The organism is Cryobacterium psychrophilum (assembly GCF_004365915.1).
In the GTDB taxonomy this organism is placed as follows: domain Bacteria; phylum Actinomycetota; class Actinomycetes; order Actinomycetales; family Microbacteriaceae; genus Cryobacterium; species Cryobacterium psychrophilum.
The window spans coordinates 756239-782003 of record NZ_SODI01000001.1 but is presented as its reverse complement, the minus strand read 5'-3'; the positions used below and the strand labels follow the sequence as shown (position 1 = coordinate 782003).

General features: G+C 65.1%; 23 protein-coding genes and 1 pseudogene. 16 read left to right on the top strand and 8 right to left on the bottom strand.

The window, feature by feature from the left end:
- Positions 1-14 precede the first annotated feature (14 nt).
- The 4 genes from EDD25_RS03690 to EDD25_RS18420 all read right to left on the bottom strand — a co-directional run bounded on the left by EDD25_RS03690 (position 15) and on the right by EDD25_RS18420 (position 3906).
- Positions 15-1376, bottom strand: coding sequence for an aldehyde dehydrogenase family protein (locus EDD25_RS03690; RefSeq protein ID WP_134172080.1), 1362 nt, complete (start codon positions 1374-1376; stop codon positions 15-17).
- Positions 1373-2116: a gamma-glutamyl-gamma-aminobutyrate hydrolase family protein gene (locus EDD25_RS03685; RefSeq protein ID WP_198418852.1), complete on the bottom strand. Its 744-nt coding sequence runs from the start codon at positions 2114-2116 to the stop codon at positions 1373-1375. The genes EDD25_RS03690 and EDD25_RS03685 overlap by 4 nt, the downstream gene beginning before the upstream one ends.
- Complete coding sequence (locus tag EDD25_RS03680) at positions 2103-3470, bottom strand: glutamine synthetase family protein (RefSeq protein WP_134172079.1); 1368 nt, start codon at positions 3468-3470, stop codon at positions 2103-2105. The genes EDD25_RS03685 and EDD25_RS03680 overlap by 14 nt, the downstream gene beginning before the upstream one ends.
- 160 nt (positions 3471-3630) lie before the next feature.
- Positions 3631-3906 (bottom strand): hypothetical protein, encoded by a 276-nt coding sequence (locus EDD25_RS18420; protein ID WP_241986367.1) that lies wholly within the window; start codon positions 3904-3906, stop codon positions 3631-3633.
- On the opposite strand from EDD25_RS18420, the pseudogene EDD25_RS03675 reads away from it, so the two are divergent.
- Positions 3875-5234: pseudogene (locus tag EDD25_RS03675) on the top strand (amino acid permease). The gene EDD25_RS18420 and the pseudogene EDD25_RS03675 overlap by 32 nt on opposite strands.
- Positions 5235-5365: 131 nt before the next feature.
- Here the strand turns inward: EDD25_RS03675 and EDD25_RS03670 are convergent.
- Positions 5366-6241, bottom strand: coding sequence for a fumarylacetoacetate hydrolase family protein (locus EDD25_RS03670; RefSeq protein ID WP_241986357.1), 876 nt, complete (start codon positions 6239-6241; stop codon positions 5366-5368).
- Between the two features lie 66 nt (positions 6242-6307).
- A complete protein-coding gene (locus EDD25_RS03665; protein ID WP_134172078.1) occupies positions 6308-7864 on the bottom strand; it encodes a DNA-3-methyladenine glycosylase 2 family protein in 1557 nt (518 codons plus the stop codon).
- 78 nt (positions 7865-7942) lie between these two features.
- On the opposite strand from EDD25_RS03665, the gene EDD25_RS03660 reads away from it, so the two are divergent.
- Together EDD25_RS03660 and EDD25_RS03655 are read left to right on the top strand one after the other, a co-directional pair.
- Positions 7943-9340, top strand: coding sequence for an FAD-binding oxidoreductase (locus EDD25_RS03660; RefSeq protein ID WP_134172077.1), 1398 nt, complete (start codon positions 7943-7945; stop codon positions 9338-9340).
- Between the two features lie 177 nt (positions 9341-9517).
- The gene (locus tag EDD25_RS03655; protein WP_134172076.1) at positions 9518-9889 is read left to right on the top strand and encodes an FKBP-type peptidyl-prolyl cis-trans isomerase; all 372 of its coding nucleotides are present in this window, start codon (positions 9518-9520) and stop codon (positions 9887-9889) included.
- Positions 9890-9901: 12 nt separating this feature from the next.
- Here EDD25_RS03655 and EDD25_RS03650 read toward each other — a convergent pair whose 3' ends face one another.
- The gene (locus EDD25_RS03650; RefSeq protein ID WP_134172075.1) at positions 9902-10063 is read right to left on the bottom strand and encodes a DUF167 domain-containing protein; all 162 of its coding nucleotides are present in this window, start codon (positions 10061-10063) and stop codon (positions 9902-9904) included.
- A gap of 70 nt (positions 10064-10133) precedes the next feature.
- Here EDD25_RS03650 and EDD25_RS03645 point away from each other — a divergent pair, with 70 nt between their 5' ends.
- Positions 10134-10547, top strand: a complete 414-nt coding sequence (locus EDD25_RS03645) for a hypothetical protein (RefSeq protein ID WP_134172074.1) — start codon at positions 10134-10136, stop codon at positions 10545-10547.
- 27 nt (positions 10548-10574) lie between these two features.
- Here the strand turns inward: EDD25_RS03645 and EDD25_RS03640 are convergent, their stop codons facing one another.
- The gene (locus EDD25_RS03640) at positions 10575-11000 is read right to left on the bottom strand and encodes a pyridoxamine 5'-phosphate oxidase family protein (RefSeq protein ID WP_134172073.1); all 426 of its coding nucleotides are present in this window, start codon (positions 10998-11000) and stop codon (positions 10575-10577) included.
- Between the two features lie 204 nt (positions 11001-11204).
- Here EDD25_RS03640 and EDD25_RS03635 point away from each other — a divergent pair, with 204 nt between their 5' ends.
- The 12 genes from EDD25_RS03635 to EDD25_RS03580 all read left to right on the top strand — a co-directional run bounded on the left by EDD25_RS03635 (position 11205) and on the right by EDD25_RS03580 (position 25730).
- Entirely contained in the window at positions 11205-12956 is a 1752-nt protein-coding gene (locus EDD25_RS03635; RefSeq protein WP_241986358.1) for a BCCT family transporter, read from the top strand.
- A 157-nt stretch (positions 12957-13113) separates the two neighbouring features.
- A complete protein-coding gene (locus EDD25_RS03630; protein WP_134172071.1) occupies positions 13114-14055 on the top strand; it encodes an LLM class flavin-dependent oxidoreductase in 942 nt (313 codons plus the stop codon).
- Positions 14056-14059: 4 nt separating this feature from the next.
- Entirely contained in the window at positions 14060-15184 is a 1125-nt protein-coding gene (locus EDD25_RS03625; RefSeq protein WP_134172070.1) for an AI-2E family transporter, read from the top strand.
- Positions 15185-15303: 119 nt separating this feature from the next.
- On the top strand, positions 15304-15573 hold the full coding sequence (gene rpsO / locus EDD25_RS03620; protein ID WP_134172069.1) for a 30S ribosomal protein S15: 270 nt from the start codon (positions 15304-15306) through the stop codon (positions 15571-15573).
- Between the two features lie 165 nt (positions 15574-15738).
- A complete protein-coding gene (locus tag EDD25_RS03615) occupies positions 15739-17271 on the top strand; it encodes an amino acid permease (RefSeq protein ID WP_134175109.1) in 1533 nt (510 codons plus the stop codon).
- 97 nt (positions 17272-17368) lie between these two features.
- Entirely contained in the window at positions 17369-18514 is a 1146-nt protein-coding gene (locus EDD25_RS03610; protein ID WP_134172068.1) for an LLM class flavin-dependent oxidoreductase, read from the top strand.
- Between the two features lie 190 nt (positions 18515-18704).
- Positions 18705-20978, top strand: coding sequence for a polyribonucleotide nucleotidyltransferase (locus EDD25_RS03605; RefSeq protein ID WP_134172067.1), 2274 nt, complete (start codon positions 18705-18707; stop codon positions 20976-20978).
- Between the two features lie 158 nt (positions 20979-21136).
- On the top strand, positions 21137-22000 hold the full coding sequence (locus EDD25_RS03600; protein WP_134172066.1) for a GDSL-type esterase/lipase family protein: 864 nt from the start codon (positions 21137-21139) through the stop codon (positions 21998-22000).
- A gap of 35 nt (positions 22001-22035) precedes the next feature.
- A complete protein-coding gene (locus EDD25_RS03595) occupies positions 22036-22704 on the top strand; it encodes a TetR/AcrR family transcriptional regulator (RefSeq protein ID WP_166671188.1) in 669 nt (222 codons plus the stop codon).
- A gap of 33 nt (positions 22705-22737) precedes the next feature.
- Positions 22738-23661, top strand: coding sequence for an ABC transporter ATP-binding protein (locus EDD25_RS03590; protein ID WP_134172064.1), 924 nt, complete (start codon positions 22738-22740; stop codon positions 23659-23661).
- Positions 23658-25334 (top strand): ABC transporter permease, encoded by a 1677-nt coding sequence (locus EDD25_RS03585; RefSeq protein ID WP_134172063.1) that lies wholly within the window; start codon positions 23658-23660, stop codon positions 25332-25334. Before EDD25_RS03590 ends, EDD25_RS03585 begins: the two co-directional genes overlap by 4 nt.
- 51 nt (positions 25335-25385) lie before the next feature.
- On the top strand, positions 25386-25730 hold the full coding sequence (locus tag EDD25_RS03580) for an ArsR/SmtB family transcription factor (protein ID WP_241986359.1): 345 nt from the start codon (positions 25386-25388) through the stop codon (positions 25728-25730).
- Positions 25731-25765: the final 35 nt, after the last annotated feature.

Here is a 25765-nt window from a genome sequence, read left to right as displayed (position 1 = left end):
AAGGGGAGGGCTGGTTAGTCGACGGCAATGAAAACATTCTTTGTCTCGGTGAAGTGAAGGGGGGCGTCCGGGCCGAGCTCGCGGCCGAGGCCCGATTGTTTGAACCCGCCGAACGGTGTGGAGTAGCGCACGGACGAGTGCGAGTTGACCGACAGGTTGCCTGCCTCAACGGTGCGGGCCACCCGGATGGCCCGGCCGACGTCCCTCGTCCAGATGGAGCCGGACAGGCCATAATCGGAGTCATTGGCCAGCTGCATCGCATCGGCTTCGTCATCGAAGGGGAGCACGGTGACGACGGGTCCGAAGATCTCATCGGTGACCGTGCGATCCTTGCGCGATTGGGGGGTCAGCACGGTTGGCGCGAACCAATAGCCCGGTCCCGTCGGTGCGGTTCCCCTGAATGCGACCGGCGCGTCGGCCGGAACATACGACCGAACCGACGACAGGTGTTTCGCCGAGACGAGCGGACCCATCTCGGTCGCTTCGTCGGCGGGGTCGCCCACGCGCACGCCGGCGACGGCGGGTTCGAGAAGTTCCATGAACCGGTCGTAGGCGCTGCGTTCAACCAGGATGCGGCTGCGGGCGCAGCAGTCCTGGCCGGCGTTCTCGAATACCCCATAGGGCGCCGCTGCGGCCGCCTTCTCAAGGTCGGCGTCAGCGAAGACGATGTTGGCGCTCTTGCCGCCGAGTTCCAGCGTGACGCGCTTGACCTGGTCGGCGCATCCGGCCATGATTTTCTTGCCCACGGCAGTCGACCCGGTGAACACGATCTTGCGCACGGTGGGATGGGTGACGAATCGTTCGCCCACGACGGACCCCCTGCCGGGCAAGACCTGGAACAGGCCCTCCGGCAGTCCGGCGTCGAGTGCCAGCTCGCCCAGGCGGATGCTGGTCAGTGGAGTCCACTCGGCGGGCTTGAGCAGCACGGCGTTGCCTGCGGCGAGGGCCGGGGCGAAGCCCCAGGCCGCGATGGTCATCGGGAAGTTCCACGGAGTGATGACGCCGACGACGCCGAGGGGCTCATGGAAGGTCACGTTGAGACCGCCCGCCACGGGAATCTGCTGGCCGAACATCCGCTCGGGCGCCGCCGAGTAGTAGTTGAGAACGTCGCGAACGTGGCCGGCCTCCCACCGGGCCTGCGAGATCGGATGGCCGGAGTTGCGAACCTCCAGTCCGGCGAGGTTTTCGAGGTCTCCGTCCACGGTCTGCGCGAAACGACGCAGCAGCAGCGCCTTGTCTGCGGGGGAAACCAGCGCCCAGGCCTTTTGTGCGACGGCGGCCCGGGCGATAGCCTCGTCCGTTGCGTCGACGTCGAGCAGGTTGACAACGCCGATCTCGGTCTCATTCGCGGGGTTGATGACGGTATACGTGCTCACGCGCGTGCCTTTCGGTAGTTTCGGGCCGCGTCCACAAGGCCCTCGAACAGCCGGATGTCCTCCGGTGCTTCCTCCGGATGCCACTGCACGGCCACCCCGAAGGCAACCGTCGGCAGCTCGACGGCCTGGATCACACCGTCACTCGTGCGCGCCGAGACAACGAGTCCCTCGGCGATGCGGTCGATGGACTGGTGGTGGTACACCGGCACGGCCAGGGGTTCCGGCCGGCCACCGAGCATCACCTGAAGCCGCGACTCCACCTCGACTTCGACCGTCACGCGATTGAAGATGCCGCCGCCGGCCTGGTAGGTGGTGTGACCGATAACGTCAGGCAGGTGCTGGTGCAGGCTGCCGCCGAGGGCAACGTTGAGCACCTGTGCGCCCCGGCAGATGCCGAGGAACGGAAGGTCATGGTCGATCGCCTGGCGGAGAAGTTCGTCTTCCCACGCGTCGCGGTCGCGCCGGGGCTCGTCCGTGGCCGGGTGAGCCTCCTGTCCATAGCGCGCCGGGTCGAGATCCTTGCCGCCGGTAATGATCAATCCGTCGAGGCCCTGAAGCACGCGGCTCGCGATCTCGGGGCTGACCGGCTGGGGCGGCAGCAGCACCGCGATGCCACCTGCCCTCGTGACGGCCTCGAAGTATGCCTGGGGGAGGAACGCGGCCGGAACATCCCAGACGCCGGTCTGTGCCCGTTCGAGGTACGTGGTCAGGCCGATAACGGGCCGATCAGAGGCGCTCAAAGCCACGCACCTTCTCCCAGTCGGTCACGGCCGAGTCGTAGGCGGCCACTTCGATGGCGGCGTTGTTGAGGTAGTGGTCGACCACTTCGTCGCCGAACGCCTCACGGGCGAACGTCGATGCCGCGAACAGCTCCGCGGATTCGCGCAGTGTGCCCGGAACACGGGCGACGTCGCTGGTGTAGGCGTTGCCCTCGTAGGCGTCCTCGAGCTCGAGCTCGTTGTCGATTCCGTAGAGACCGGCCGCGATGAGGGCGCTGACCGCCAGGTACTGGTTGACGTCGCCGCCCGGCACGCGGTTCTCGACGCGCATGCCCAGCCCCTGGCCAACCACGCGCAGTGCGCAGGTGCGGTTGTCCAGGCCCCAGGCCAGCGCCGTCGGGGCGAAACTCCCCGGCACGTAACGCTTGTATGAGTTGATGTTCGGTGCAGAGAAGAGGGTCAGCTCACGCATCACGGCGAGCTGGCCGGCGATGAAATGGCGGAACATCTTCGACATGCCGTGCTCTGCGTCCTTGTCAGCGAACACCGCAGTGCCATCGGTTCCACGGAGGCTGATGTGGATGTGGCAGCTGTTGCCTTCCTTCTCGTTGTACTTCGCCATGAAGGTGATGCTCTTGCCGTGCGCTTCGGCGATTTCCTTTGCACCGTTCTTGTAAATCGAGTGGTTGTCGCAGGTGTCCAGTGCGGATGCGTACCGGAATCCGATCTCCTGCTGGCCGAGGTTGCACTCGCCCTTGACGCCCTCGCAGTACATTCCGGCACCATCCATTCCATTGCGGATGTCGCGGAGGAGCGGCTCCATCCGGGTCGAAGCCAGCACGTTGTAGTCGATGTTGTAGTCGCTCGCCGTGGACAGCCCACGGTAGCCCTTCTTCCAGGCCTCCCGGTAGCCGTCATCGAAGACGATGAATTCAAGCTCGGTGGCGACGAAGGTGTCCAGGCCGCGTTCGGCGAGCCGTTCGAGCTGGGCCTTGAGGATCTGGCGCGGGGAGGGCGCGACGGGTGACTCGTCGTGCCGGTGGAGGTCGGCGGTGACGAGGGCGGTGCCCGGAAGCCACGGCGCGCGGCGCAGGGTGGCCAGGTCGGGGAGCATGACCATGTCGCCGTATCCGTGCGACCAGCTCGACATGGCATAGCCGTCAACCGTGGTCATGTCCACGTCGACGGCGAGCAGATAGTTGCAGCACTCCGCACCGTGAGCGGCCGCATCCTCAAGGAAGAGCCTCGCCGAGAGGCGTTTGCCCACGAGGCGCCCCTGCATGTCAGTGAAGGCCACGAGGACCGTGTCTATTGCGCCCGTGGCGACGTCTGCGGTCAATTCATCGAGCGTCAGGTTGCCAGAGCGGTGTGTCATGAACTTCTCCTCATTGAGCCAGTCAAATGGTGCACTTTTCAACCATTAGATCACAGATGATGTGGAGCTCGGCCAGAATTATTCCCGTGGCATGGGAAAAAAGATATCGCTTATGTCTCGTCAACAACCATTGATTCCCGTATTGTCGCCCCAAGGATTCTCACAGTGTTGTGTGTTCGACCCGTCGGCGCGCGCAACCAGAGCGCAAAGGAAACAGGATGTCCAAAGACACGCTGAACGTCTCCGGGGTGAAATACACCACGGCTGAGGCGGGGTATTTCGAGAAGCGCACCCTCAAACGCACCGCCGGGATCTGGGGCCTCTGGGGCCTCGCCGTGGCGGCGGTCATTTCGGGGGACTTCTCCGGCTGGAACTTCGGCATCGGCTTCGCCGGCTTCGGTGGAATGCTGATCGCCTTTGCCCTGCTGATCGTCATGTACTACGGCATGATGCTTCAGCATCGGCGAGATGGCCTCGGCCATGCCGCACACGGGCGGCGCCTATTCCTTCGCCCGAGCGGCAATGGGGCCGTGGGGCGGTTTCGTCACCGGCCTGGCCGAGACGATCGAATACGTCGCCACCACGGCGGTCATCGTGTACTTCTCGGCGGCCTATGCGGATGGCATCACCAGCGAGCTGCTGGGCGTCTCGCTGCCGGCCCCGGTCTGGTGGGCGATCCTGTACGTCGTGTTCATCGGACTCAACTCCGCCGGCGCCGCCATCTCATTCAAATTCGCCATCATCGTGGCCATACTCTCGATCGCCATCCTGCTCGTCTTCTCGGCAATGGCGGCACTCTCCGGGCTGTTCAGCTGGGACAACCTCTTCGACATCGCTCCGGATCCCGGCCAGTCGTCATTCCTGCCGCACGGCGTGATCCCGATCCTGTTCGCGCTTCCCTACGCGATGTGGTTCTTCCTCGGCATCGAGGAACTCCCGCTCGCCGCGGAAGAGGCGCACAACCCCGTCCGTGACATCCCCAAGGCCGGGCTGATCGCCCGCACAACACTGATCATCACGGGTCTCCTGGTGCTGTTCCTGAACACGGGCATCGTCGGCGCATCCAAGACCGCAGAGTCTGGCGAACCCCTCCTCGATGGCTTCCGCGCCATCGTCGGGGACCAGGCCGCGGCCGCGCTGGCCCTGTTCGCCCTGATCGGGCTGCTCGCGTCGCTGCAGGGGATCATGTTCGCCTACGGGCGCAACATGTACTCGCTCTCGCGGGCCGGCTACTACCCGAAGTTCCTCTCGCTCACCGGCAAGCGCCAGACCCCCGCGGTCGCCCTGCTGGTCGGTGCCGTCATCGGATTCGTGGCGCTCGTGCTCGTGGACTCCCTCGGCGGGGCAGGTGGCGTGGCGGGCGCGATCGTGCTGAACATCGCTGTTTGGGGTGCGGTGATCGCCTACGTGCTGCAGATGGTCTCGTTCCTGATCCTGAGGAAGAAGTTCCCGAACGCGAACCGGCCGTACCGGAGCCCGTGGGGCGTTCCCGGCGCGATCATCGGCGGTGTCCTCTCGCTCGCGATCTTCTTCGGGTTCTTCATCAATGAACCGGCCCGGCCGGCCATTGCCGCGATCGCCGTGGTCTACATCGTCATGCTCGTCATCTTCGCGGTGTACGGACGCAAGCGCCTCGTGCTCTCGCCCGAGGAGGAGTACGCGATCTCCGGTGGGCTGCACGGCGACCCCCAGAAGGAAGGCTACGGCGGTGACGTCGAAGAGCAAATCCTCGCCCTCGACGGCCGGGACGAGCCGAAAGGCTAGCTCGCGTCATACCGGCGCCGGGTAGCGGAGCTGCCCGGCGCCGAACACGTGCTTCGCGGGCAAGCGGGCTTCAGGGGACCGCCCCATTCGCTGCAGTTACTGCGCCGGACGGGGCGGTCGCGCCGGAACCGTTAGCTGGTGCGGCAGTGCGTGGTGAGAAAACCGAGCTTGTCGATGGAGATCGTGACCGTGGAGCCGTCCTTGAGAAAGACCTGGGGTTTGCGGCTGTAACCGGCGCCGCCGGGGCTGCCGGTCGAGATGAGGGTTCCGGGCATCAGCGTCGATGTTTGCGAGAGGTAGGAGATGATCTGGGCGACCGTGCGCACCATGTCACCGCTCGAAGCATCCTGCAGGAGGCGGCCGTCAACGTGCGTGCTGAGCCACACATTCTGCGGATCACCGATCTCGTCGGCCGTCACGACGATGGGACCCGTTGGGGTGAAGCCATCGAAGGACTTGCAGCGGGACCATTGCGCCTCGGAGAACTGCAGGTCGCGCGCGGTGATGTCGTTGACGATCGTGTAGCCGAACACGTAGTCGAGGGCGTCCTGCACGGACACGTTGCGAGCGGCACGGCCAATGACCACACCGAGTTCCGCCTCGTAGTCGACCTGTGAGGTGAGGTCAGCGGGCCAGGTGATTGTGGACTCGTGACCGGTGAGTGAGTTGGGCCAGAGGGAGAAGATCGTGGCCGACGTCTCAAGGCGCAGGCTCAGCTCGGAGGAGTGAGCGGCGTAGTTTGCCCCGATGGCGATGATCTGCGGGGGGCGCAATACCGCCGACGAGTGCCGCAGCCCGTCGATCGGGGTCAAGGACACGCCCGCGGATACGGCGTTCAGGCTGACCGCGCGCACGCGATCAACCTCATGCTCGCCCTTTTCCAGCAGGTCTTGCAGGTCGCGGGGGGCGTCTTCCATGATCTCGTCAAGGAACAGTGCCTCGTCGCCAAAGGTCACCGCCAACCTCGGTGTGGACTGGCCGTCAACTCTTAGATGCGCAAACTTCACCTATACAGGCTACCGGCACCCGGGGCATCCGGGCTGTGGAAGAGCGACAACGCGCGCGGGTGTTCGTTAGAGGATTCCGACGGGGGCGCTGGCCGCACGCCACAAGTGCATGCCGGCATAGCTGCGCCAGGGGGCCCACTCGCGACCCCGAACGGCGAGGGCTCGTCGCTCGCCGGGGAGCCCGAGACGGCTCGCGCCCTGCCGGATGGCGAGGTCACTCGTGAGCAGGATGTCGGGGGTCCCGAGCACCCGCAGTGCGACGTAGCCGGCCGTCCACGGGCCGATCCCCGGCAGCGCCGTGAGCTTGGCCTCAAGCTCGGTGCGGGTGTCACCGTAGGACAGCACGAGGTCGCCACGCTCGAGGTCTGCGGCGACGCGCACGATCGTGTTGATGCGCACGGCGGGACCGCGGAGAACGTCGCGTCCCTCCGCGGCGATGCGGGCGCTCGTGGGAAAGAGGAGCGTCGGCGCTCCGTCAGTAGAGAAGCCGCCGTCGGGTGCGGCGAGGGTGTCACCGAGCGCGTGCGTGAGGCGTGTCAACGCCGTGCGGGCCGCAGCCACGGACACCTGCTGGCCGATGAGAGCACGAAACAGGGTCTCCTCGGGATCCAAAGTGCCGGGAACACGGATGCCGGGCGTCACCCGCACGCTCGGCTCGAGTTGCGGGTCGGCGCGAAGCGCGAGGTCGATGGCGGCGGAGTCGGCGTCAAGATCGAGGAGCCGGCGCACCCGACCGACGAGCGGGGCCAGGTCGGCCAGGGTGTTCAGTGTGGCCGCACAGGTCACGACGGGAGCGGCAGCAGTACCGGCGAGGGAGAGTTCAACGGTGGCCGGACCGTGGGGCAGCCGGACCGTGCGGGCATAACGCTGGGCGGTGGCCGTTTCAACGCCCGCAATGGCGCGCACGCCGAGAAACCGCAGCAGGCCACGACCATCGAACGGCGCCCTGGCCGGTAGTTGCAGGGTGATCGTCGTACCGTGGGCGTCGCTGTCGCCCCGGTCCGGGTTCCGCTCGCGCGATGTCGACTGGCGCAGCGCGGAGGGCGTGCGTTCGTAGACGGCAGCAATCGTCTCGTTGAACTGGCGAACGCTTCCGAAACCAGCAGTAAACGCCACATCCGTCATCGAGAGGGTGGTGTTGATCAGGAGAATGCGCGCCGTCTGGGCGCGATGGGCGCGGGCGAGGGCCAGCGGTCCCGCGCCGAGCTCGGACACCAGCACCCGGGTGAGATGCCGGGGTGTGTAGCCCAGCTGCCCGGCGAGCCCGGGAACGCCGTCGCGTTCAATGGCGCCGTCGCCAATGAGCCGCATGGCTCGCGCGGCCAGGTCATCCCGCATATTCCACGCGGGGGAGCCGGGCACGGCGTCGGGCAGGCAGCGTTTGCAGGCTCGCAGACCGGCCTCATGCGCGGCCGCCGCCGTGAGGAAGAACGACACATTGCCGGGATTGGGGGTCGCGGCGGGACAGCTCGGGCGGCAGTAGATACCCGTGGAGTGCACGCCGGTGATGAACTGGCCGTCGAATCGTTGATCGCGGGAACACACGGCCCGGTACCGCTGCGCAAAAACGGGGTCGCCGGGGCCGGGGCCCGCCGCGGCGCGTGGGGTTCGAGTCGTGCTCACCTCTTCAGCGTGCCACGTTCACCCGCGGCGCGGTAGCGGAAAACAGACATCACAAACGCCGCTCGGTAGGGTGGGCTCATGACTCTAGTGGCACGTCTTCAGGCCGAGCTCGGTGCGATCGTCAGCGTGGAGGCGGCAGATCTGGCGGCCAGTCGCACGGACAAGTCCGGGTGGACCGCCGACGGCGCACCGCTGGCCGTCGTGAACGCCACAACCGTGGAACACGTGCAGTGCGCACTGCGCCTCGCGTCCGAGTTTCGGGTGCCCGTGATCACCCGCGGCGCGGGCACCGGCCTGGCCGGGGGAGCCTGTGGCACCGATGGCTCCCTCGTGCTGAGCCTCGCCGGCATGAACCGCATTCTGGAGATTCGCCCGCAGGACGAACTCGCGGTCGTCGAACCCGGAGTGATCAACCAGCACCTGAACGACGCGCTCGCCGAGCACGGGCTATGGTTCGCCCCCGATCCGGCCAGCAAGGCCATCTCGACCGTCGGGGGGAATATTGCGACGAACGCGGGAGGCCTGCTGTGCGCAAAGTACGGGGTGACCCGCGAGGCGGTACTCGCTCTGACGGTGGTGCTGGCCGACGGCACACTGCTACACACGGGGCACCGAACGGTGAAGGGCGTCACCGGCTACGACCTGACCGCGCTGCTCACCGGCTCGGAAGGCACGCTCGGGGTCATTGTTGAGGCGACCGTGCGCGTTCGGGCCGTTCCGCTGGGAGACACGGTCACCGTCGCGGCGGTTTTCCCCGACGTTGCGGCCGCCGCCGCCGCATCCGCCCGCATCACCGCTGAGCGTTTGCGACCCGCTGTGATGGAGCTCATTGACCCGGTGGCCCTCGCCATTGTCGGGCGGTACCTGGGACCGGAACGCTCAGCCGGGCTTCCGCTCGGACGCGGCGCGTTCCTGCTCGTGCAGACGGATGGTGAGGGTGCCGCCATCGAGGCCGAGCGGGTAGCCGCAGTGATGCGCGACGAACGCGGGGAGGTGCGGGTATCCAGCGATCAGGAGTCCGGAGATCGACTGCTCGCCATTCGCCGGGCCATGCACCCTGCGCTTGAGCAGCACGGCACCGTGCTGATCGAAGATGTCTCTGTCCCTCGTTCCCGGATGAAGGAGATGTTTGACGTGATCGCGGAGATCAGCGCCCGCACCGGAATCGCCATTCCCGTGGTTGCTCACGCGGGTGACGGGAATCTGCACCCGAACTTCGTGATCCCCGCCGACCCGTCGGGCGCCGAGGGCGCCGCGATCGTGCCCGATAACATCTGGGCGGCGGCCGACGAGATGTTTCGAGCCGCCCTGATGCTCGGTGGCACCCTGACCGGCGAACACGGCGTGGGGGTACTCAAGCGTCGGTGGCTCCGGGACGAACTCGGCGACACGAGCTTTGACCTTCAACGCCGGCTCAAAGCCGTTTTCGACCCGCTGGGCATCCTTAATCCGGGCACAATGTTCGCGGCTTCGTGAGGTGGCGGCAGGTGATGCGCCCGGCAACAAAAACTCGTCGCTTCGGTGGTGTGGCGATGCCGACGACTCTACCGATGCGACGAGTTTGTGTATATATATCGTGCATCTTCATCGGCGTTCGCGCAAGGATGAATTCTGAACTAGGTGAAGTTCGGCCGCATCCGGTTGGATGGAGGAATGACTGATTTGAATTCAAAACCCGAAATCGACTTCCCGGAGGGCGCAGAGCCCGAACAGCTTGAAATCGAGGACATCGTTGTTGGAGACGGTGCGGAGGCGACGCCCGGCGCGACCGTTGACGTTCACTATCTTGGCGTCGAATTCGCCTCCGGCGACGAGTTCGACTCGTCGTGGAACCGCGGCCAGTCGATCAACTTCCCGCTGCGTTCGCTCATCGCTGGATGGCAGCAGGGAATCCCCGGAATGAAGGTCGGCGGCCGTCGCAAGCTCGTCGTCCCCGCGCATCTGGCCTATGGACCTGCGGGTTCCGGTCACCGGCTCTCCGGCCAGACCCTGATCTTCGTGATCGATCTTCTCGGTGTCAGCTAGGACCGATGTCAGCTAGGACCGATCAAGCCGCACGTGCCTGATGCGTGAGGTGTGGCCTCGCACGACGATCACGTCGCGCCTGGCCACACCGACGAGCCTGGCCGGCAGCGCCACGAGCGGGCCCGTGCGACTTCCCGGATTCACCGGCACCGTCAGCGTGACCGCGCAGGTCACGTGTTCCCTCTCGTGGGATCTTTCTGTTCAGCCCTGTCGCGGAGCGGTACTGCCGTGTGCATAATGTTGCATGATCTCCACCGCCAACGCCCGGGCGCTCCTGACGGCAGGCCTCATTTGGCGACCGGCTTCCGGTGACGCGTTTCGCATCGAACAGCCCGGCTTCGACTACGACGTTTTCACCGTGAGCGCCATGGCCATCGAGCCGCACGAATTCGACACGGGAACAATCCTCGGTTTCAACGGCACCACGGAGTGGGCGCTTGATTCCCTCGCGCTGGAGAACGCGCTCTGGTTACCCCGTGAAGACCAACTGCGCGAGATGCTCGGCCGGGCCTTCCGGGCGCTGGAGCGCACGTCCGATGCCCGGTACCTTGTCGTTGCCGGGCTGGGCGAGGAGCAGACGCACTTCACTGCCAACGAGGCAGCGGATGCCTATGCGTCGGCCGTCCTCGCCTCGATGGCTCGCACCGAACCCCGCTGAGCCCGGGGTGGTGCAGCGCGCTGCGGGCTAGTAGCGGTCGGGCTCAGGGCCGAGTTCAAACCGACGCCCGTGCATCTCGGTGGGGGCGATTTCCACGTAGATGTACTTGAGCGTCGGGATCAGCGGGTGCAGCGGCAGCTGATCGGCAGCGTCGATCTCTGACTGCTTCTCGAGAATGCTCGCGGTGCCCTTCACGACGATGCTCCACGCTTCGTCTTTACCCAGGCCGTCGGTTTCAAAGGCCACCCGGTTGTTTACGGTGAGTTCGAGCAGCTTCGTGCCCTCGGCCGTGCGAAACAGGAGACGCCGGTCGGCGGCGACGAAGTTCACGGGGAAGATATCGGGAATTCCCCCGACACTGACCGCGAGGCGGCCGAGGCTGGCCGAGAGCAACGCATCCCAGCATTCGGTTTCGGTGAGGATTCGGATTTCTTTGACGTCGTCGATGTCCATGACTCATCGTGGCACGTGGGGGGAGCGGATGGGAGACGATGTGGCCGAGACCGCCATCTCACCTGAAAATGTTGCCCACGACCCCTGCCCCCAGTTCGAGGGTAGGTCCTGTTGTAAGATAACGGGTGCACAACGGCAACCGACAACCTCGGGGATCCAACCGGCACACCGGGTTCAGCCCCCCCCCAATGAGGAAGTCCAATAGTGAGCGCACCAACCCAAACCCGTCCCGTCGAACTCGGGAAGGACGTCAGAGAGAAACGTTTCGTTGTGCCGGCACCCCGGGTTTTCTACCCGGCACTCGGCATTATTCTTCTGGTCGTCGTTATCGCCATCGGCTTTCCGGTACGAACCGGAGCCACCCTCGCCACCCTGCAAGGCTGGGTGGTGGCCGGACTCGGCCCGTACTACGTCATTCTCGTCGCGGCCTTCGTGGTCTTTGCGGTGTGGATGGGCGTCAGCCGATTCGGTGACATCAAGCTCGGCACGGACGATGACAAGCCCGAGTTCGGCCTCCTGAGCTGGTTCTCTATGCTCTTTGCCGCCGGCATGGGCATCGGCCTGGTCTTCTGGGGCATGTCAGAGCCACTCACGTTCTTCACCAACCCGAAGCCGGGAGTCAGCGGTTCGCCGCCGGAACTCGCCGCTGCGGCGATGAACCAGACATTCCTGCACTGGGGATTCCACGCCTGGGCCATCTACGCCGTCGTCGGACTTGGCCTGGCCTACTCGATCCACCGCAAGGGGCGGCCGGTGTCCATCCGCTGGGCGCTCGAGCCGCTGCTCGGCGATCGGGTGCGTGGTCGTCTCGGTGACGCCATCGACGTCATCGCCATCGTGGGAACCCTGTTCGGTGTCGCCACATCGCTCGGGCTCGGCGTCAAGCAGATCGCAGCCGGTCTCAGCCACCTGGGCGTTGTCGGCGAGGTGACCAATACGACGCTCGTGATCCTCATTCTCGCGATTACTGCCATCGCCACGGTCTCGGTCGTGAGCGGCGTCGGCAAGGGCATCAAATGGCTCTCCAACCTCAACCTCGGCATGGCCGCTCTCCTGCTCGTGGCCGTTCTCCTGCTTGGTCCCACCCTCTACCTGCTTCGCGTGATCGTGGAATCGATCGGTAACTACTTCCAGAACGTCGTCGGAATCACATTCGATACCAGCTCTTTCACGGGCCAGACCGGTCTCGACTGGCAGGGCGCCTGGACGGTCTTCTACTGGGGTTGGTGGATCTCGTGGGCCCCGTTCGTCGGTGTCTTCATCGCGCGAATCTCCCGTGGACGTACCGTGCGCGAGTTCATCGCCGGGGTGCTGTTGGTTCCGACCTTCGTGACGTTCGTCTGGTTCGCGGTCATGGGCGGAAGCGCCATCAAGCAGGCGTGGGACGGCGACGGGGGAGGACTGTTCGACCCGGAGGTCGGCATTGTTCCCGAGAACGTGCTCTTCAACTTCCTGAGCGGCCTGCCGATGGGTGGGGTGCTGTCCGTGCTCGCCGTGACCATCATTGCGATCTTCTTCATCACATCCGCGGATTCCGGGTCGCTCGTGATCGACATGCTCGCGTCCGGTGGCGACACGAACCCACCGAAGTGGAGTCGCATCATGTGGGCCTCCCTCGGTGGCCTCGTCGCGATCGCCCTGCTGCTGGCCGGCGGACTCGCCGCTCTGCAGACCGGTGCCATCCTCACGGCCATACCCGTGAGCGTCGTGATGATCGGAATGTGTATCGCCACCTTCCAGGCGTTACGGGCGGAGCACGAAATCCTCGTCAGCGCGGAACGTCGTCAGCGCCGCGAAGAACTCGCCCGCCGGATTGGCAAGACCGTCACCGCACACCTGGAAGAGAACTTTGATGATCACTTCGGTGACCATGTTGACGGTCATATCGAGGCAGCCATGACCGACGAGGGAGTTCGCCGCCGCCGCGGCTGGGGGCGCAAGCCCAGGGATTCCTGACTCGCAGCAGCTGATTGACCTCAGAAGCACCCCCGTGGCCCCGGCCGTGGGGGTGCTTTGTTCGTGCGGTCAGTTGCGGCCTGCACGCGGTCAATAAGGTCTCGCCACGAGCCGGTCACTGGGCGAAGGCGCTCACCAGCGTCCATAGACTCAAGAGATGCGCTTTGGAATTATCATTCTCCCGCAGGACCGGTGGCGGTCCGCCCGAGAGAAGTGGGTGGCTGCCGAGGACTACGGCTTCGACCATGCCTGGACCTACGACCACCTCTCCTGGCGTTCCCTCGCCGACGAGGCCTGGCACGCGACCATGCCCACCCTCACGGCGGCGGCAACCGTCACGTCACGCATTCGGCTGGGAACCTTCGTGTCCTCGCCCAATTTTCGGCATCCCGTGCCGTTCGCCAAGGAGATAGCCACGGTGGACGACATCTCGGACGGGCGGTTCGTGCTCGGTGTCGGATCGGGCGGTAACGGCTTCGACGCCTTCACGTTGGGCCAGCCGGAGCTGACGCCGCGGCAGCGCCATGAGCGGTTCGCGGAATTCGTAACGGATCTGGACGTGCTTCTGCGCCACGAGGCGCCGGCAGCCGAGGGGCTCAGCTTCAACGGTGAATGGTTCACCGCTGTACACGCGCGAATGGTTGGCGTCCCCGCCCAGCTCCCGCGAGTGCCGCTGGTGGTCGCGGCGAACGGACCCAAAGGCATCCGCCTGGCCAGTCGCCTCGGTGATGGCTGGGTGACGACCGGCAAGGACGGCCTCGACGGTGAGGCGTGGTGGTCGAGCGTGCGTGACCTCGCCTGGCGCCTTGACGATGCGGCACACGAGGCGGGACGTGAACCGGCCAGTATCGATCGCTACCTCAACCTGGACAGCGGTGGCAGCTATTCGTTGCAGAGCGAGTCGGCCTTCGAGACGGCGGTGGGCCGCGCCACCGAGCTCGGCTTCACCGATGTTCTGAGCCATTGGCCGCGCGAAGAGGGCATCTACGCCGGCGATCGCGAGGTGCTCGACAGCGTGGCCACCGGCCTCGCGTCCCTGGGGCAGGCGCCTCGCTGCGGTGAGCCGCGTGTTGCCCCGACCCGGGATTCCCTAGGCTGAGCACATGCGACAACACGACGCCCCCACCCCGACGCCTGCCCGCACGCTTATGAACGACCGACTCGGCTGGCTCGGGCTGCGCAGCGGGCAGATACTGCTCGTGATCACCCTCACCGCCGCGGTCATCTTCGGACTCGTGCAAATCAAGCTTGTCGTCATTCCCGTGCTCATCGCAGTGATCCTTGCCTCGGCGCTGACCCCGGTCGTCGCCTGGCTTCGCCGTCGGGGAATACCATCAGCCCTGGCCACGTGGATCACGTTGCTCGCGAGCATCGCGGCGTTGGGCGGAATCATCACCCTGATCGTGTTCGCCGTTCGAGACCAGTGGGACAAACTGTTCACCTCGGCCGCTGAGGGCCTCGATACGTTGCAGGTGTTCCTCCTTCAGGGACCCATCCACATTGATGAGCAGCAGATTGAAGACCTGCGCGCCACGGCCGTAGATTTTGTGACGAGCAGCCAGTTTGGAACGGGCGCCCTAGCCGGGGCATCCGTTGTCGCCGAACTGCTCACCGGCATCGTGCTGCTCCTGGTAATCCTGTTCTTCTTCCTGAAAGACGGCGACCGCATCTGGAACTTCTTCCTGGCTCCCTTCCAGGGAACACGGCTGGAGCGTGGACGCCGGATCGGTGTCACGGCCCGCGGTGTTCTCGGCGGCTACGTGCGCGGCACGGCCATCGTGGCGCTCGTCGACGCGTCCGCGATCGGCATCGGCCTCGCGATCCTCCAGGTTCCCCTCGCGTTGCCCCTGGCCGTGATCGTGTTCCTCGGAGCTTTCATCCCCCTCATCGGCGCGACCGCAGCCGGAGTTCTCGCCGCCCTCGTCGCGCTCGTGGCCAACGGCCCGTTGATCGCCCTGATCGTGATCATCATCGTGATCGGCGTCAACCAGCTCGAAGGAAACCTGCTCCAGCCCGTGGTCATGGCGCAGAACCTGAAGCTGCATCCGCTCGTGATCCTGTTCGCGTTGACGGCGGGCACCATTCTCGCCGGGATCGTCGGCGCGGTGCTGTCCGTGCCGATTGCTGCGGTGGCGTGGGCCATCGTGAAAACGTGGAACGAACCCGCCTCGTCCCGGGTTGTTCCTCCGCAGAACAGCCCCTCCGTGCGGCGCCGGCGGAGACGCTGACCGTCGAGCGTCTCGGTGATCTGCTAAAGTATCAAGGTTGCCGTTTAACGGCCGCGGACAAAGAGAGCCCAGGCATCCTGCCTTGGGCACCGCGCAGTGAGAGAAAGGGGATTCCATCTATGGCACTCGAAGCCGATGCTAAGAAGGCGATCATCGAAAAGTACGCTACCCACCCAGGCGACACAGGGTCCCCCGAAGTTCAGATCGCCATGCTCACGCAGCGCATTCTTGACCTGACGGAGCACCTGAAAGAGCACAAGCACGACCACCACTCACGTCGTGGACTGCTTCTCATGGTTGGTCAGCGTCGTCGACTGCTCGGTTACCTGTCCGATATCGACATCTCGCGATACCGCACACTTATCGGCAGCCTCGGCCTGCGTCGCTAAGGCTGAATCAGCCGTAGCTCATGCAGCGTTGATAACGCGAGCTTCTTACAGACGGGCCGTCACCTTCACGGGGGCGGCCCGTTCTGTGTATCCATCGGAGATTTCGCGTTTTTCGAGGGTTTAGCATGAATGGGTCGCACCCAACGAAACGAACGGCATTACACGATGAGCCTCTGGCGCACCAAGAGTATTGAAGATTCCATTGCAGACTCGCTTGAGAAGGGCCATAGCCTCAAACGCACGTTGGGCACCTGGGATCTGATGATCATGGGTGTCGCCGTCGCGGTCGGCGCCGGCATCTTCTCGGTCGGGGCCAAGGCGGCCGGCAGCTACGCTGGTCCCTCCGTGACGCTCGCCTTCCTGCTGGCCGCATTTACGTGCGCCCTGGCCATCATGTGTTACGCCGAATTCGCTTCTGCGGTCCCGGTCGCCGGCTCGGCGTACACCTTCACCTACGCGACCCTCGGCGAGCTTCTGGCCTGGATCATCGGCTGGGACCTGATCCTCGAAATGCTCACCGCCGCGGCCGTGATCGCCAAGTACTGGGGCATCTACCTGAGCAGCGTCTTCGAACTGGCCGGGTGGGATATCCCCGCCACGATCCACGTGCTCGGGCTCGACGTGAGCTGGGGCGCCTTCGTGATCGTCGCCATCTTCACGACCCTGCTCGTGCTCGGCACGCAGCTGTCCGCTCGTGTGGCCAGCATCTTCACGATCATCAAGGTCGCCATCGTTCTCTTCGTGATCGTGGTCGGCGCGTTCTTCGTGAACGTCAAGAACTACACGCCATTCATCCCCGAATCGGTGCCCTCGAAGCCGGGTGAGGGCGACGTGTGGATGCAGTCCCTCTTCTCCTTCATGACGGGAGCGGCTCCAGCCCAGTACGGCCTGTTCGGGCTGCTGGCCGGAGCATCGCTCGTGTTCTTCGCGTTCATCGGCTTCGACGTCGTGGCCACCTCGGCCGAAGAGGTCAAGAACCCGCAGAAGACGCTTCCACGCGGCATCTTCCTCGGCCTCGGCATCGTCACCGTGCTCTACATCGGCGTGAGCCTTGTGCTCACCGGAATGGTTCCGTACACGGTTCTCGCCGAAGACCCCAACGCCTCGCTCGCCACGGCGTTCGTCGCCGTCGGCGCGGGGTGGGCCGCGCAGATCATCTCCGTCGGCATCCTTGTCGGGCTCACCACCGTCATCATGGTGCTTCTCCTCGGCCTCTCCCGTGTGCTCTTCGCCATGAGTCGCGACGGACTGCTGCCGCGTGGACTCAGCGTCACCTCGGAGAAACGCCGCACGCCGGCGCGCCTCCAGATCATCGTCGGCCTTGCCGTCGCCCTCATCGCCGGCCTCACCAACGTTGGCGTTCTCGAGGAAATGATCAACATTGGAACCCTGTCGGCATTTGTGCTCGTGAGCATCGCGGTGGTCGTGCTGCGCAAGAAGCGCCCGGACCTGCCCCGTGCGTTCAAGGTTCCGTTCTCGCCGTTCCTGCCGATCCTCTCGGCCGTACTGTGCAGCTGGCTCATGCTCAACCTCACAACGCTCACCTGGGTACGATTCGCTGTCTGGCTCGCCCTTGGTCTTGCGGTGTACTTCCTCTACGGGCGCAGCCACTCGGTTCTGGGCCGCAAATCGCGCGGTCTCGATGCGGACGGCAACAAGCTCGTCGTGAGCGAGCCGGAGACAGAACTCGTGAAGTAGGCGCAGCCGTCTTCGGCGGCGCCGGCGGGGAATAAGTCCGCGACGGATGCCGTTGTGCGGAACATACATGCAGACGTATGGTGCATTGGAGACTGACATGCAGTTCGGAATTTTCACGGTGGGTGACAGGACCGTAGACCCCACGACGGGCCACGAGCCCACCGAGCACGCGAGAATCACGGCCATGGTTGCGATCGCCCAGAAGGCCGAAGAGGTCGGTCTCGACGTTTTCGCCTCCGGGGAGCACCACAACCCGCCGTTTGTGCCGTCGTCGCCCACGACCCTGCTGGGCTACATCGCCGCGAAGACGGAGAAGCTCATTCTCTCGACCGCGACGACGCTCATCACCACAAATGACCCGGTGAAAATTGCCGAAGACTTCGCCATGCTCCAGCACCTCTCCGGCGGTCGGGTCGACCTCACCCTCGGCCGTGGAAACACGGGACCCGTGTACCCGTGGTTCGGTCAGGACATTCGCCAGGGGATCCCGCTCGCGCTTGAGAACTACGCGCTGCTCCGGCGCCTGTGGCGTGAGGAGTACGTGGACTGGGAAGGTCAGTTCCGCACGCCGCTGCAGGGATTCCAGTCCACGCCGCGCCCGCTCGATGGTGTGGCCCCCTTCGTCTGGCACGGCAGCATCCGCAGCCCCGAAATTGCCGAACAAGCCGCCTACTACGGTGACGGATTCTTTGCCAACAACATCTTCTGGCCCAAAGAGCACTACATGAAGCTCATCGGGTACTACCGTGCCCGCTTCGAGCACTACGGTCACGGGCTCGCCTCTGAGGCGATCGTTGGCCTCGGCGGGCAGGCTTTCATGCGCACGAAGTCGCAGGACGCCGTCAACGAATTCCGCCCGTACTTCGACAACGCGCCGGTATACGGCCACGGCCCGAGCCTCGAAGAATTCACCGAGCAGACGCCGCTCACCGTCGGTAGCCCCCAGCAGGTCATCGACCGCTACGCCGCCATGCGTGATCACTTCGGGGACTACCAGCGCCAGCTGTTCCTGATGGATCATGCCGGACTGCCGCTGAAGACCGTGCTCGAACAACTCGACATCCTCGGCGGAGAGGTTGTGCCCGTTCTCCGCAAGGAGTTCGCCAGGAACCGTCCGGCCAACGTGCCCGATGGTCCCACCCACGCTTCCCTCGTGGCCGCCGCCGAGCGCGCTGCCCGCGGTGAGTCTCTCCTGACGGATACCGCGGAGCCCGCACTCACCGAGCCCTCGACCCGGGTTTGAGTCCTGCCGGCGGTTTCTGACGGGTCTGTTAGAGTTGCAAAGGCCAATCTTTGTATTGGCCTGCAACGGGAGCGCTTCGGCAGAATCTACAACTGCGAATCCCGCTCCCGGTCCAACTCGCCTGTCACACGGGCACGCGAGCCTTCGTCGCCAGCATGGCGAGAAGCAACACTAAGGAGAGAACCCCCACATGGAGGGTCCAGAAATCACGTTCGCCGAAACCGTTATCGATAACGGCAAGTACGGCAAGCGCACCATCCGTTTCGAAACCGGGCGCCTTGCCCAGCAGGCGCAGGGATCTGCCGCCGCATACATTGACGAAGAGACGATGCTTCTCTCCGCCACGAGCGTGAGCAAGCAGCCGAAGGACAACTTCGACTTCTTCCCGCTCACCATTGACGTTGAAGAGCGCATGTACGCCGCGGGTCGCATCCCGGGCAGCTTCTTCCGCCGCGAAGGTCGTCCCTCGACCGACGCCATCCTCACCTGCCGCCTGATCGACCGGCCGCTGCGTCCGTCGTTCGTTGACGGTCTCCGTAACGAGATCCAGGTTGTCATCACGGTTCTGGCCATCGAGCCCGACGAACTGTACGACGTGCTCGCGATCAACGCTGCGTCCATGTCGACCCAGCTTGCCGGTCTGCCCTTCAGCGGTCCGATCGGTGGCGTTCGCGTCGCCCTCGTTCCCGACGAGAACGGTGGCGGCCAGTGGGTCGCCTTCCCGAAGCACTCGCAGCTCGCCGACGCCGTGTTCAGCATGGTCGTCGCCGGCCGCGTTGTCACGGATGCCAACGGTGCCCAGGACGTCGCGATCATGATGATCGAGGCCGAAGCGACCGACGGTGCCTGGAACCTGATCAAGGGCGGCGCCATCGCGCCGAACGAAGAGGTCGTTGCCCAGGGCATCGACGCTTCCAAGCCCTTCATCAAGCAGCTCGTCGCCGCTCAGCAGGAAGTCGCCGACAAGGCGGCCAAGCCGACCGCCGACTTCGCGCTGTTCCCGCCCTACCAGACGGCCACCTACGACGCCGTTGCTGCCCTCGCCTACGACGAGCTCAAGAGCGTCTACGCGATCGCCGACAAGGTTGAGCGCCAGAACGCCGATGACGCCCTCAAGGCCACGGTCAAGGCTGCTGTCGCCGCCAAGGTCGAGGCCGGCGAGCTCGACGCGAGCGCAAACAACCAGGTCAGCGCCGCGTACAAGTCCGTCACCAAGCTCGTGGTTCGCTCGCGCGTGCTCAACGAGGGCATTCGTATCGACGGCCGCGGACTGGCGGACATTCGTCCGCTCGACGCCGAGGTCGCGGTCATTCCCCGCGTTCACGGCTCGGCCATCTTCCAGCGCGGTGAGACCCAGATCCTCGGCGTGACCACGCTGAACATGCTGAAGCTCGAGCAGTCGATCGACTCGCTCAACCCGGTCACCAAGAAGCGCTACATGCACAACTACAACTTCCCGCCCTACTCGACCGGTGAAACCGGCCGCGTCGGAACGCCGAAGCGCCGCGAGATCGGCCACGGAGCGCTCGCTGAGCGTGCCCTGGTTCCCGTGCTGCCCACGCGTGAGGAGTTCCCCTACGCCATCCGTCAGGTCTCCGAGGCGCTCAGCTCCAACGGTTCCACCTCGATGGGTTCTGTCTGCGCCTCGACCCTGTCGCTGCTGAACGCCGGAGTGCCGCTGCGCGCACCGGTTGCCGGTATCGCCATGGGCCTGATCAGCGACACCGTTGACGGTCAGACCCGCTACGCGGCCCTGACCGACATTCTCGGTGCCGAAGACGCCCTCGGCGACATGGACTTCAAGGTTGCCGGAACGAGTGACTTCATTACCGCGATCCAGCTCGACACCAAGCTCGACGGCATTCCCGCGTCGGTCCTGTCCGGTGCCCTCACCCAGGCCCGCGATGCCCGCGCGACGATCCTCTCGGTTCTCAACGCCGCCATCGATGCTCCCGACGAAATGGCACCGACCGCGCCCCGCGTGATCAGTGTGCAGATCCCGGTGGACAAGATCGGCGAGCTGATCGGCCCGAAGGGCAAGACGATTAACGGGATCCAGGACGAGACCGGCGCTGACATCTCGATCGAAGAAGACGGCACCGTGTACATCGGCGCCGTCGACGGACCGTCGGCCGATGCGGCTCGCGCCATGGTCAACTCCATCGCGAACCCGACCAACCCCGAGGTTGGCGAGCAGTTCCTCGGAACTGTCGTGAAGATCGCCGCTTTCGGCGCCTTCGTGTCGCTGCTCCCAGGCAAGGATGGTCTGCTGCACATCTCCGAGGTGCGTAAGCTTGCTGGTGGCAAGCGCGTGGAGAACGTCGAAGACGTTCTCGGCGTCGGCCAGAAGGTGCTCGTTGAGATCACCAAGATCGATGACCGTGGCAAGCTGTCGCTTGCTCCGGTCCTCGAAGAGGCCGCCGACGCGGCCGCCGCTGGCACGGACGCTCCGGCCGAAGGCTAGACTCAAACCAGGTTCACACCTGGAGTTCTCCCGATCACCTCTCGCCAGGTCGGTCGGGTAGACGGAAGGCCCGCACTGCTTCGGCAGGGCGGGCCTTTTGCGTGCGTTAATGCGCCTGGCCCGTAGTCGTGCGTGCCGTGCGGGGGTACGGTTCCCGCATGACAACTACACATGAAAGGCTGACGTCGCAAATGCGACACCCGGGTCGCCTCGCTGCGATCTTCCTGCTCGTGGTCGGGGTCCTTGTGGGAGGCGCTGCGTCGCCGGCGCTCGCCCATACGGGCGAGGCGAACCGTGGTTCCGGCCACGGTTACACCACCGCGTCCTATGTGGCGCTCGGTGATTCCTTCACCGCCGGCCAGGGGGCGCCGCCCTACCTGTCGGGGCCGTGCCTCAGGAGCCAATACTCGTCATATCCGTCCATGGTCGCTGCGGTCAGTGCGTATCGCCTCGTGGCGAACAACGCCTGCTCGGGCGCGCGGCTGGTCGATATTCCGGGCCAGCTCGTGGGGGTCAGCGCCGCGACGAACCTCGTGACCGTCACGGTCGGCGGTATCGACGCCGGATCGAACGAGGTCTTCGCTGCCTGCGCTCCGGATCCCGCTTCGGCGCTGTGCCAGGCGGCCGTGACGCTCAGTACCTCCAAGTTGGCAGCGCTGGCACCTCAGCTTGCGGCCACGTACGCCGGGATCGCCGCCGCCGTTCCACAGGCTCGAATTGTGGTTCTGAATTACCCGCGCCTCTTTGAGCCGGGACTCTTGCCTCTGGCGGACATTGTCAACGCCGGCACCGACGGTCTCAATGCCGCCATCCAGGCCGCAGTGGTTGGCCTGGGGGATTCTCGGGTGACGCTCGTTGATGTCACGCAGGAGTTCACGAATCACGGCATTGGTTCGAGGATTCCGTACATCAACTACGTTGCAGCGACTCCGCTCGCGCCGGTGAATTTCCATCCGAATGCGCTCGGTAACGCCCTCGGATACGTCGGCGCGCTCGTGCACGATCGGGTGCTTCGCCGCTGACCGCACCCTTGCACCGGGCTGAACGTATGTTTAGAATGTTAAACATCCGTTCAGCTCATGTGTCACCGCCGGAAGACCTCACCGCCGTCGCTAAGATCCGCGACGCGGCGATTGATCACTTCGCAACGGACGGCTTCCGCAAGGCCAGCGTGCGAGCCATTGCAACGACCGCGGGAGTGAGCGCGGGTCTCGTGATGCACCACTTCGGCAGCAAAGAGGGGCTGCGCGAGGCCTGTGACGATTACGTTCTGGGCACGATAATTCGCCGGGCCCAGGACGAGAGTAGTCCGGAGGGACTGCGTGCCGTCCTTCAGGGGTACCTGGCCGACTCCACCCGGTATGCCCGTGATCTCGGATACATATCCAGGGCCATAACGGAGGACTCGGTGGCCGGTCGGCGAATCGTGGATGCGATTATCGACGAGACAGAGCAGTTCCTGCGCGCGGGGGAGGCCTCCGGTTCCCTCCTGACGTCATCTGACCCGCGGGCACTCGCGGCGGTGCTGGCCATGACGAGCCTGGGCATGGTGACGATGGCCTCCCACCTGGCCCGGTCGCTCGGACTTGCGGGACAGGGCATTGGGCCCGCCGTCATGCGTCGGGTGGCCCTGCCGACGGCGGAGTTCTACACGCACGGCCTGTACACGGACGACACCGTGCTGGCGGCGACGCGGGAGGCCCTCGAATCCACTCCAGCATCCTGATGCAGAACCTCGGCTCCGATGGGAGGAACAGACATGACTGACGAACTGGCCCTTGATGTGCGCGGACTCACGAAGAATTTTGGTGCGGTTCACGCCCTCACCGGACTGGACCTGCGTGTGGCCACCGGTAGCGTGGCGGGTTTCCTCGGCCCCAACGGTTCGGGCAAATCCACCACGATTCGTATCCTGCTCGGGCTGCTCCGCGCCGACGGCGGCAGCGCGACCCTGCTCGGCGGCGACCCGTGGCGGGACGCGGTCGCACTGCACCGCCGAGTGGCCTACGTCGCTGGGGACGTGACCCTGTGGCCGAATCTCACCGGCGGGCAGGCCATCGATATTCTCGGTGCCCTGCGAGGCGACCTCGATCGCACCCGCATCGACCGGTACCTGCAACTGTTCGAACTTGACCCCAGCAAGAAGGCGCGTAGCTACTCGAAGGGCAACCGCCAAAAAGTCGCCCTCGTTGCGGCGCTGTCCAGCCACGCCGAACTGCTCATCCTGGACGAGCCCACGATCGGACTCGACCCCCTCATGGAAGGCGTTTTCACCAACTGCATCACCGAGCTCAAAGATGAGGGCAGATCGGTTCTGCTGTCCAGTCACATCTTCTCCGAGGTCGAAAAGCTCTGCGACACGGTGACCATCATCCGCGCCGGCCGCACGGTGGAGTCGGGCACCCTGACAGAGCTGCGCCACCTGCACCGTTCGACGATCACCGTGACGCTCGACGGCGACCCGACCGTGATCTCGACCGTTGACGGCGTGCACGATTTCGCCGCAGTCGGACAGCGCGTCTCCTTTTCGGTCACCGAGAGCGCACTGCCCCGCGTGATGGCGGCGCTCGCACCCCACGCGCCGCGAGGTCTCATCTCCAGCCCACCGTCGCTCGAAGAACTCTTCCTACGCCACTACGCCGCACAGCACGACGGCGCCCTCGCCGACGCCGAGGTGACATGATGTCGACCGTAACCCCCTCAGTCCGCGAGCGGTCCGGAGAGGCCGGGGCGCACGCATCGCGGCGCGGACGAATTTCCGACGTGTACGCCGGCTTCGGGATGATGCTGCGCTTCCTTCTGCAGCGAAACTGGCTGCGGATGCTCATCTGGGTCATCGCTCTCGTCGGCATGATCGCTCTCGTCGTGCAGTCCCAGCGTGTTGCCTTTCCCACCCAGGCGGACCGGGACGCCTATGCCGGCATCGCCAATACCCCCGCCGTGGCGGCACTCACCGGGCTGCCATACGCGGCGAGCACGCTCGGTGGCATTCTGAACATCAAACTCTGGATGACCGTCGCCGTCGCCCTCGCCTTCGCCGTCATCTTCTTCGTTGCGCGCAATGGACGCGCCGAAGAAGAATCAGGCCGCACAGAACTGCTGCGCGCCGGGGCGCTCGGTTCCCACGCGTACTCGATGGCGAATTGGACCGCGGCCAGCGTCTTCTCGGGAGTGGTCGGCGTAACATGCGCCATCGCCGCGATCGGACAGGGTCTGCCCGTCGATGGTGCTCTCGTGATGGGGGCTTCCTTCACGGGAGTGGGCCTCGTTTTCGTGGGAGTGGCCGCCGTGACGGGTCAGCTCGCGCAGACCAGCCGCGGGGCCAATGGACTCGCGGCCAGTGTTCTCGCGGCCGCCTACATCATCCGTGCCGCGGCGGACCTGCAGGCCGATGGAGAGATGACGAGCCCCCTCAGCTGGCTTTCGCCGATCGGCTGGGGGCAGCAGATGCGCTCCTACGCCGAAAACTATTGGGCTCCCTTCGCCGTGTCCGCCGGCTTCGCGTTGATTCTGGTTGCCATCGCGTTGGCGCTCGAGCGACGACGCGACCTGGGGGCGGGTATTCTGCCGGATCGGCGGGGCCCCCGCACCGCAGGCGCCCTGCTCCGCACCCCGGTCGGACTCACCGTGCGGCTTCAGCGCGCGTCCCTCATCGGTTGGACCGTGGGTCTGCTTGTCGGTTCGGTGTTCTTCGGGACCGTCGCGACGGCGATGGCCAATATTTTATCCTCCGACAACCCGATCGCCCAGGTGTTCCGGGGCGGACAGGAGGACATCCTGGACGGAATGCTGGGCCTGTTGGTCATCATGAACGTGTTGCTCATCGTGGCGTTCGCACTGCAAAGTTCGGACACCATCCGCACCGAGGAGCGCACGGGGCGCGCCGAGCTTGCCTGGTCGCGATCGATTTCCCGGGTTCGCTGGGCACTGTCGCGCCTGGTCGTGCCCGCCGTCGCGTCGCTCCTGCTCCTCGCTGTGAGTGGCTTTGCCCTCGGGGCCAGCTATGGCTCGTCGATCGATGACCCGCAGCAGGGCGGTCGCTTCGCCGCGGCGTCACTGGCCTACTGGCCCTCGGTGCTGTTGATGATTGCCTTCGCGCTCTTCTGCGCGGCGTGGTTCCCGCGCGCGGCAAACGCCGTCATGTGGGGCAGCTACGGCGTCGTTGCTGTGGTGTCGATGTTCGGGGACATCTTCTCCCTCCCCGACTGGGTCGTCGACAACACCCCATTCACCGCAATCCCGCTGGTCGGGCAGGACTTCTCGGCCCTGCCGATCATCGTGATCACCGTGCTCGCCGTCGCAATCGGCGCCTTGGGATTCCGGCGCCTGCGGGAGCGAGACATGACGAGCGACTGAGCTGACCTCGATCTAATTGAAAGAATCGCAAGTTAACGATATACTCAGATTGTGCTGAGTCAAGGTCTTCCCGCTGCCCAACTGAAGGCCGACCTGTTCAAGTCGCTCGGGCATCCGCTGCGCGTTCAGGTTTTAGAACAACTCGCGGTCGGTGAAAGTTCGGTCGGCAGCCTCGCCGAGGCCCTGGGTTGCGAGCTCTCGAACCTGTCGCAACAACTCGGCGTGCTGCGCCGCGCCGGTGTCGTCGTGACTCGCCGCGAGGGCAACACTATTTACTACGCGCTCCGAGACACGGGCACGGTCGAGCTGCTTGCTGCTGCCAAGCGGATGCTGCTGTCAAATCTCACAGACTCCCACGCGTTGCTCCGCACCATGGAGCAGGACTCCCCGCAGTAGACCAGCCTCTGGGCCGGCAGGCGATGGTCCTGGGG

Coding starts and splice junctions, on each gene's coding strand:
- EDD25_RS03585 (WP_134172063.1), top strand. CDS start 23,658: ATGATGTCGACCGTAACCCCCTCAGTCCGCGAGCGGTCCGGAGAGGCC.
- EDD25_RS03595 (WP_166671188.1), top strand. CDS start 22,036: ATGTTAAACATCCGTTCAGCTCATGTGTCACCGCCGGAAGACCTCACC.
- EDD25_RS03645 (WP_134172074.1), top strand. CDS start 10,134: ATGATCTCCACCGCCAACGCCCGGGCGCTCCTGACGGCAGGCCTCATT.
- rpsO (WP_134172069.1), top strand. CDS start 15,304: ATGGCACTCGAAGCCGATGCTAAGAAGGCGATCATCGAAAAGTACGCT.
- EDD25_RS03590 (WP_134172064.1), top strand. CDS start 22,738: ATGACTGACGAACTGGCCCTTGATGTGCGCGGACTCACGAAGAATTTT.
- EDD25_RS03615 (WP_134175109.1), top strand. CDS start 15,739: ATGAGCCTCTGGCGCACCAAGAGTATTGAAGATTCCATTGCAGACTCG.
- EDD25_RS03680 (WP_134172079.1), bottom strand. CDS start 3,470: ATGACACACCGCTCTGGCAACCTGACGCTCGATGAATTGACCGCAGAC.
- EDD25_RS03630 (WP_134172071.1), top strand. CDS start 13,114: ATGCGCTTTGGAATTATCATTCTCCCGCAGGACCGGTGGCGGTCCGCC.
- EDD25_RS03660 (WP_134172077.1), top strand. CDS start 7,943: ATGACTCTAGTGGCACGTCTTCAGGCCGAGCTCGGTGCGATCGTCAGC.
- EDD25_RS03610 (WP_134172068.1), top strand. CDS start 17,369: ATGCAGTTCGGAATTTTCACGGTGGGTGACAGGACCGTAGACCCCACG.
- EDD25_RS03600 (WP_134172066.1), top strand. CDS start 21,137: ATGACAACTACACATGAAAGGCTGACGTCGCAAATGCGACACCCGGGT.
- EDD25_RS03655 (WP_134172076.1), top strand. CDS start 9,518: ATGACTGATTTGAATTCAAAACCCGAAATCGACTTCCCGGAGGGCGCA.
- EDD25_RS03640 (WP_134172073.1), bottom strand. CDS start 11,000: ATGGACATCGACGACGTCAAAGAAATCCGAATCCTCACCGAAACCGAA.
- EDD25_RS03605 (WP_134172067.1), top strand. CDS start 18,705: ATGGAGGGTCCAGAAATCACGTTCGCCGAAACCGTTATCGATAACGGC.
- EDD25_RS18420 (WP_241986367.1), bottom strand. CDS start 3,906: ATGACGATCAGCAGGGCAAAGGCGATCAGCATTCCACCGAAGCCGGCG.
- EDD25_RS03625 (WP_134172070.1), top strand. CDS start 14,060: ATGCGACAACACGACGCCCCCACCCCGACGCCTGCCCGCACGCTTATG.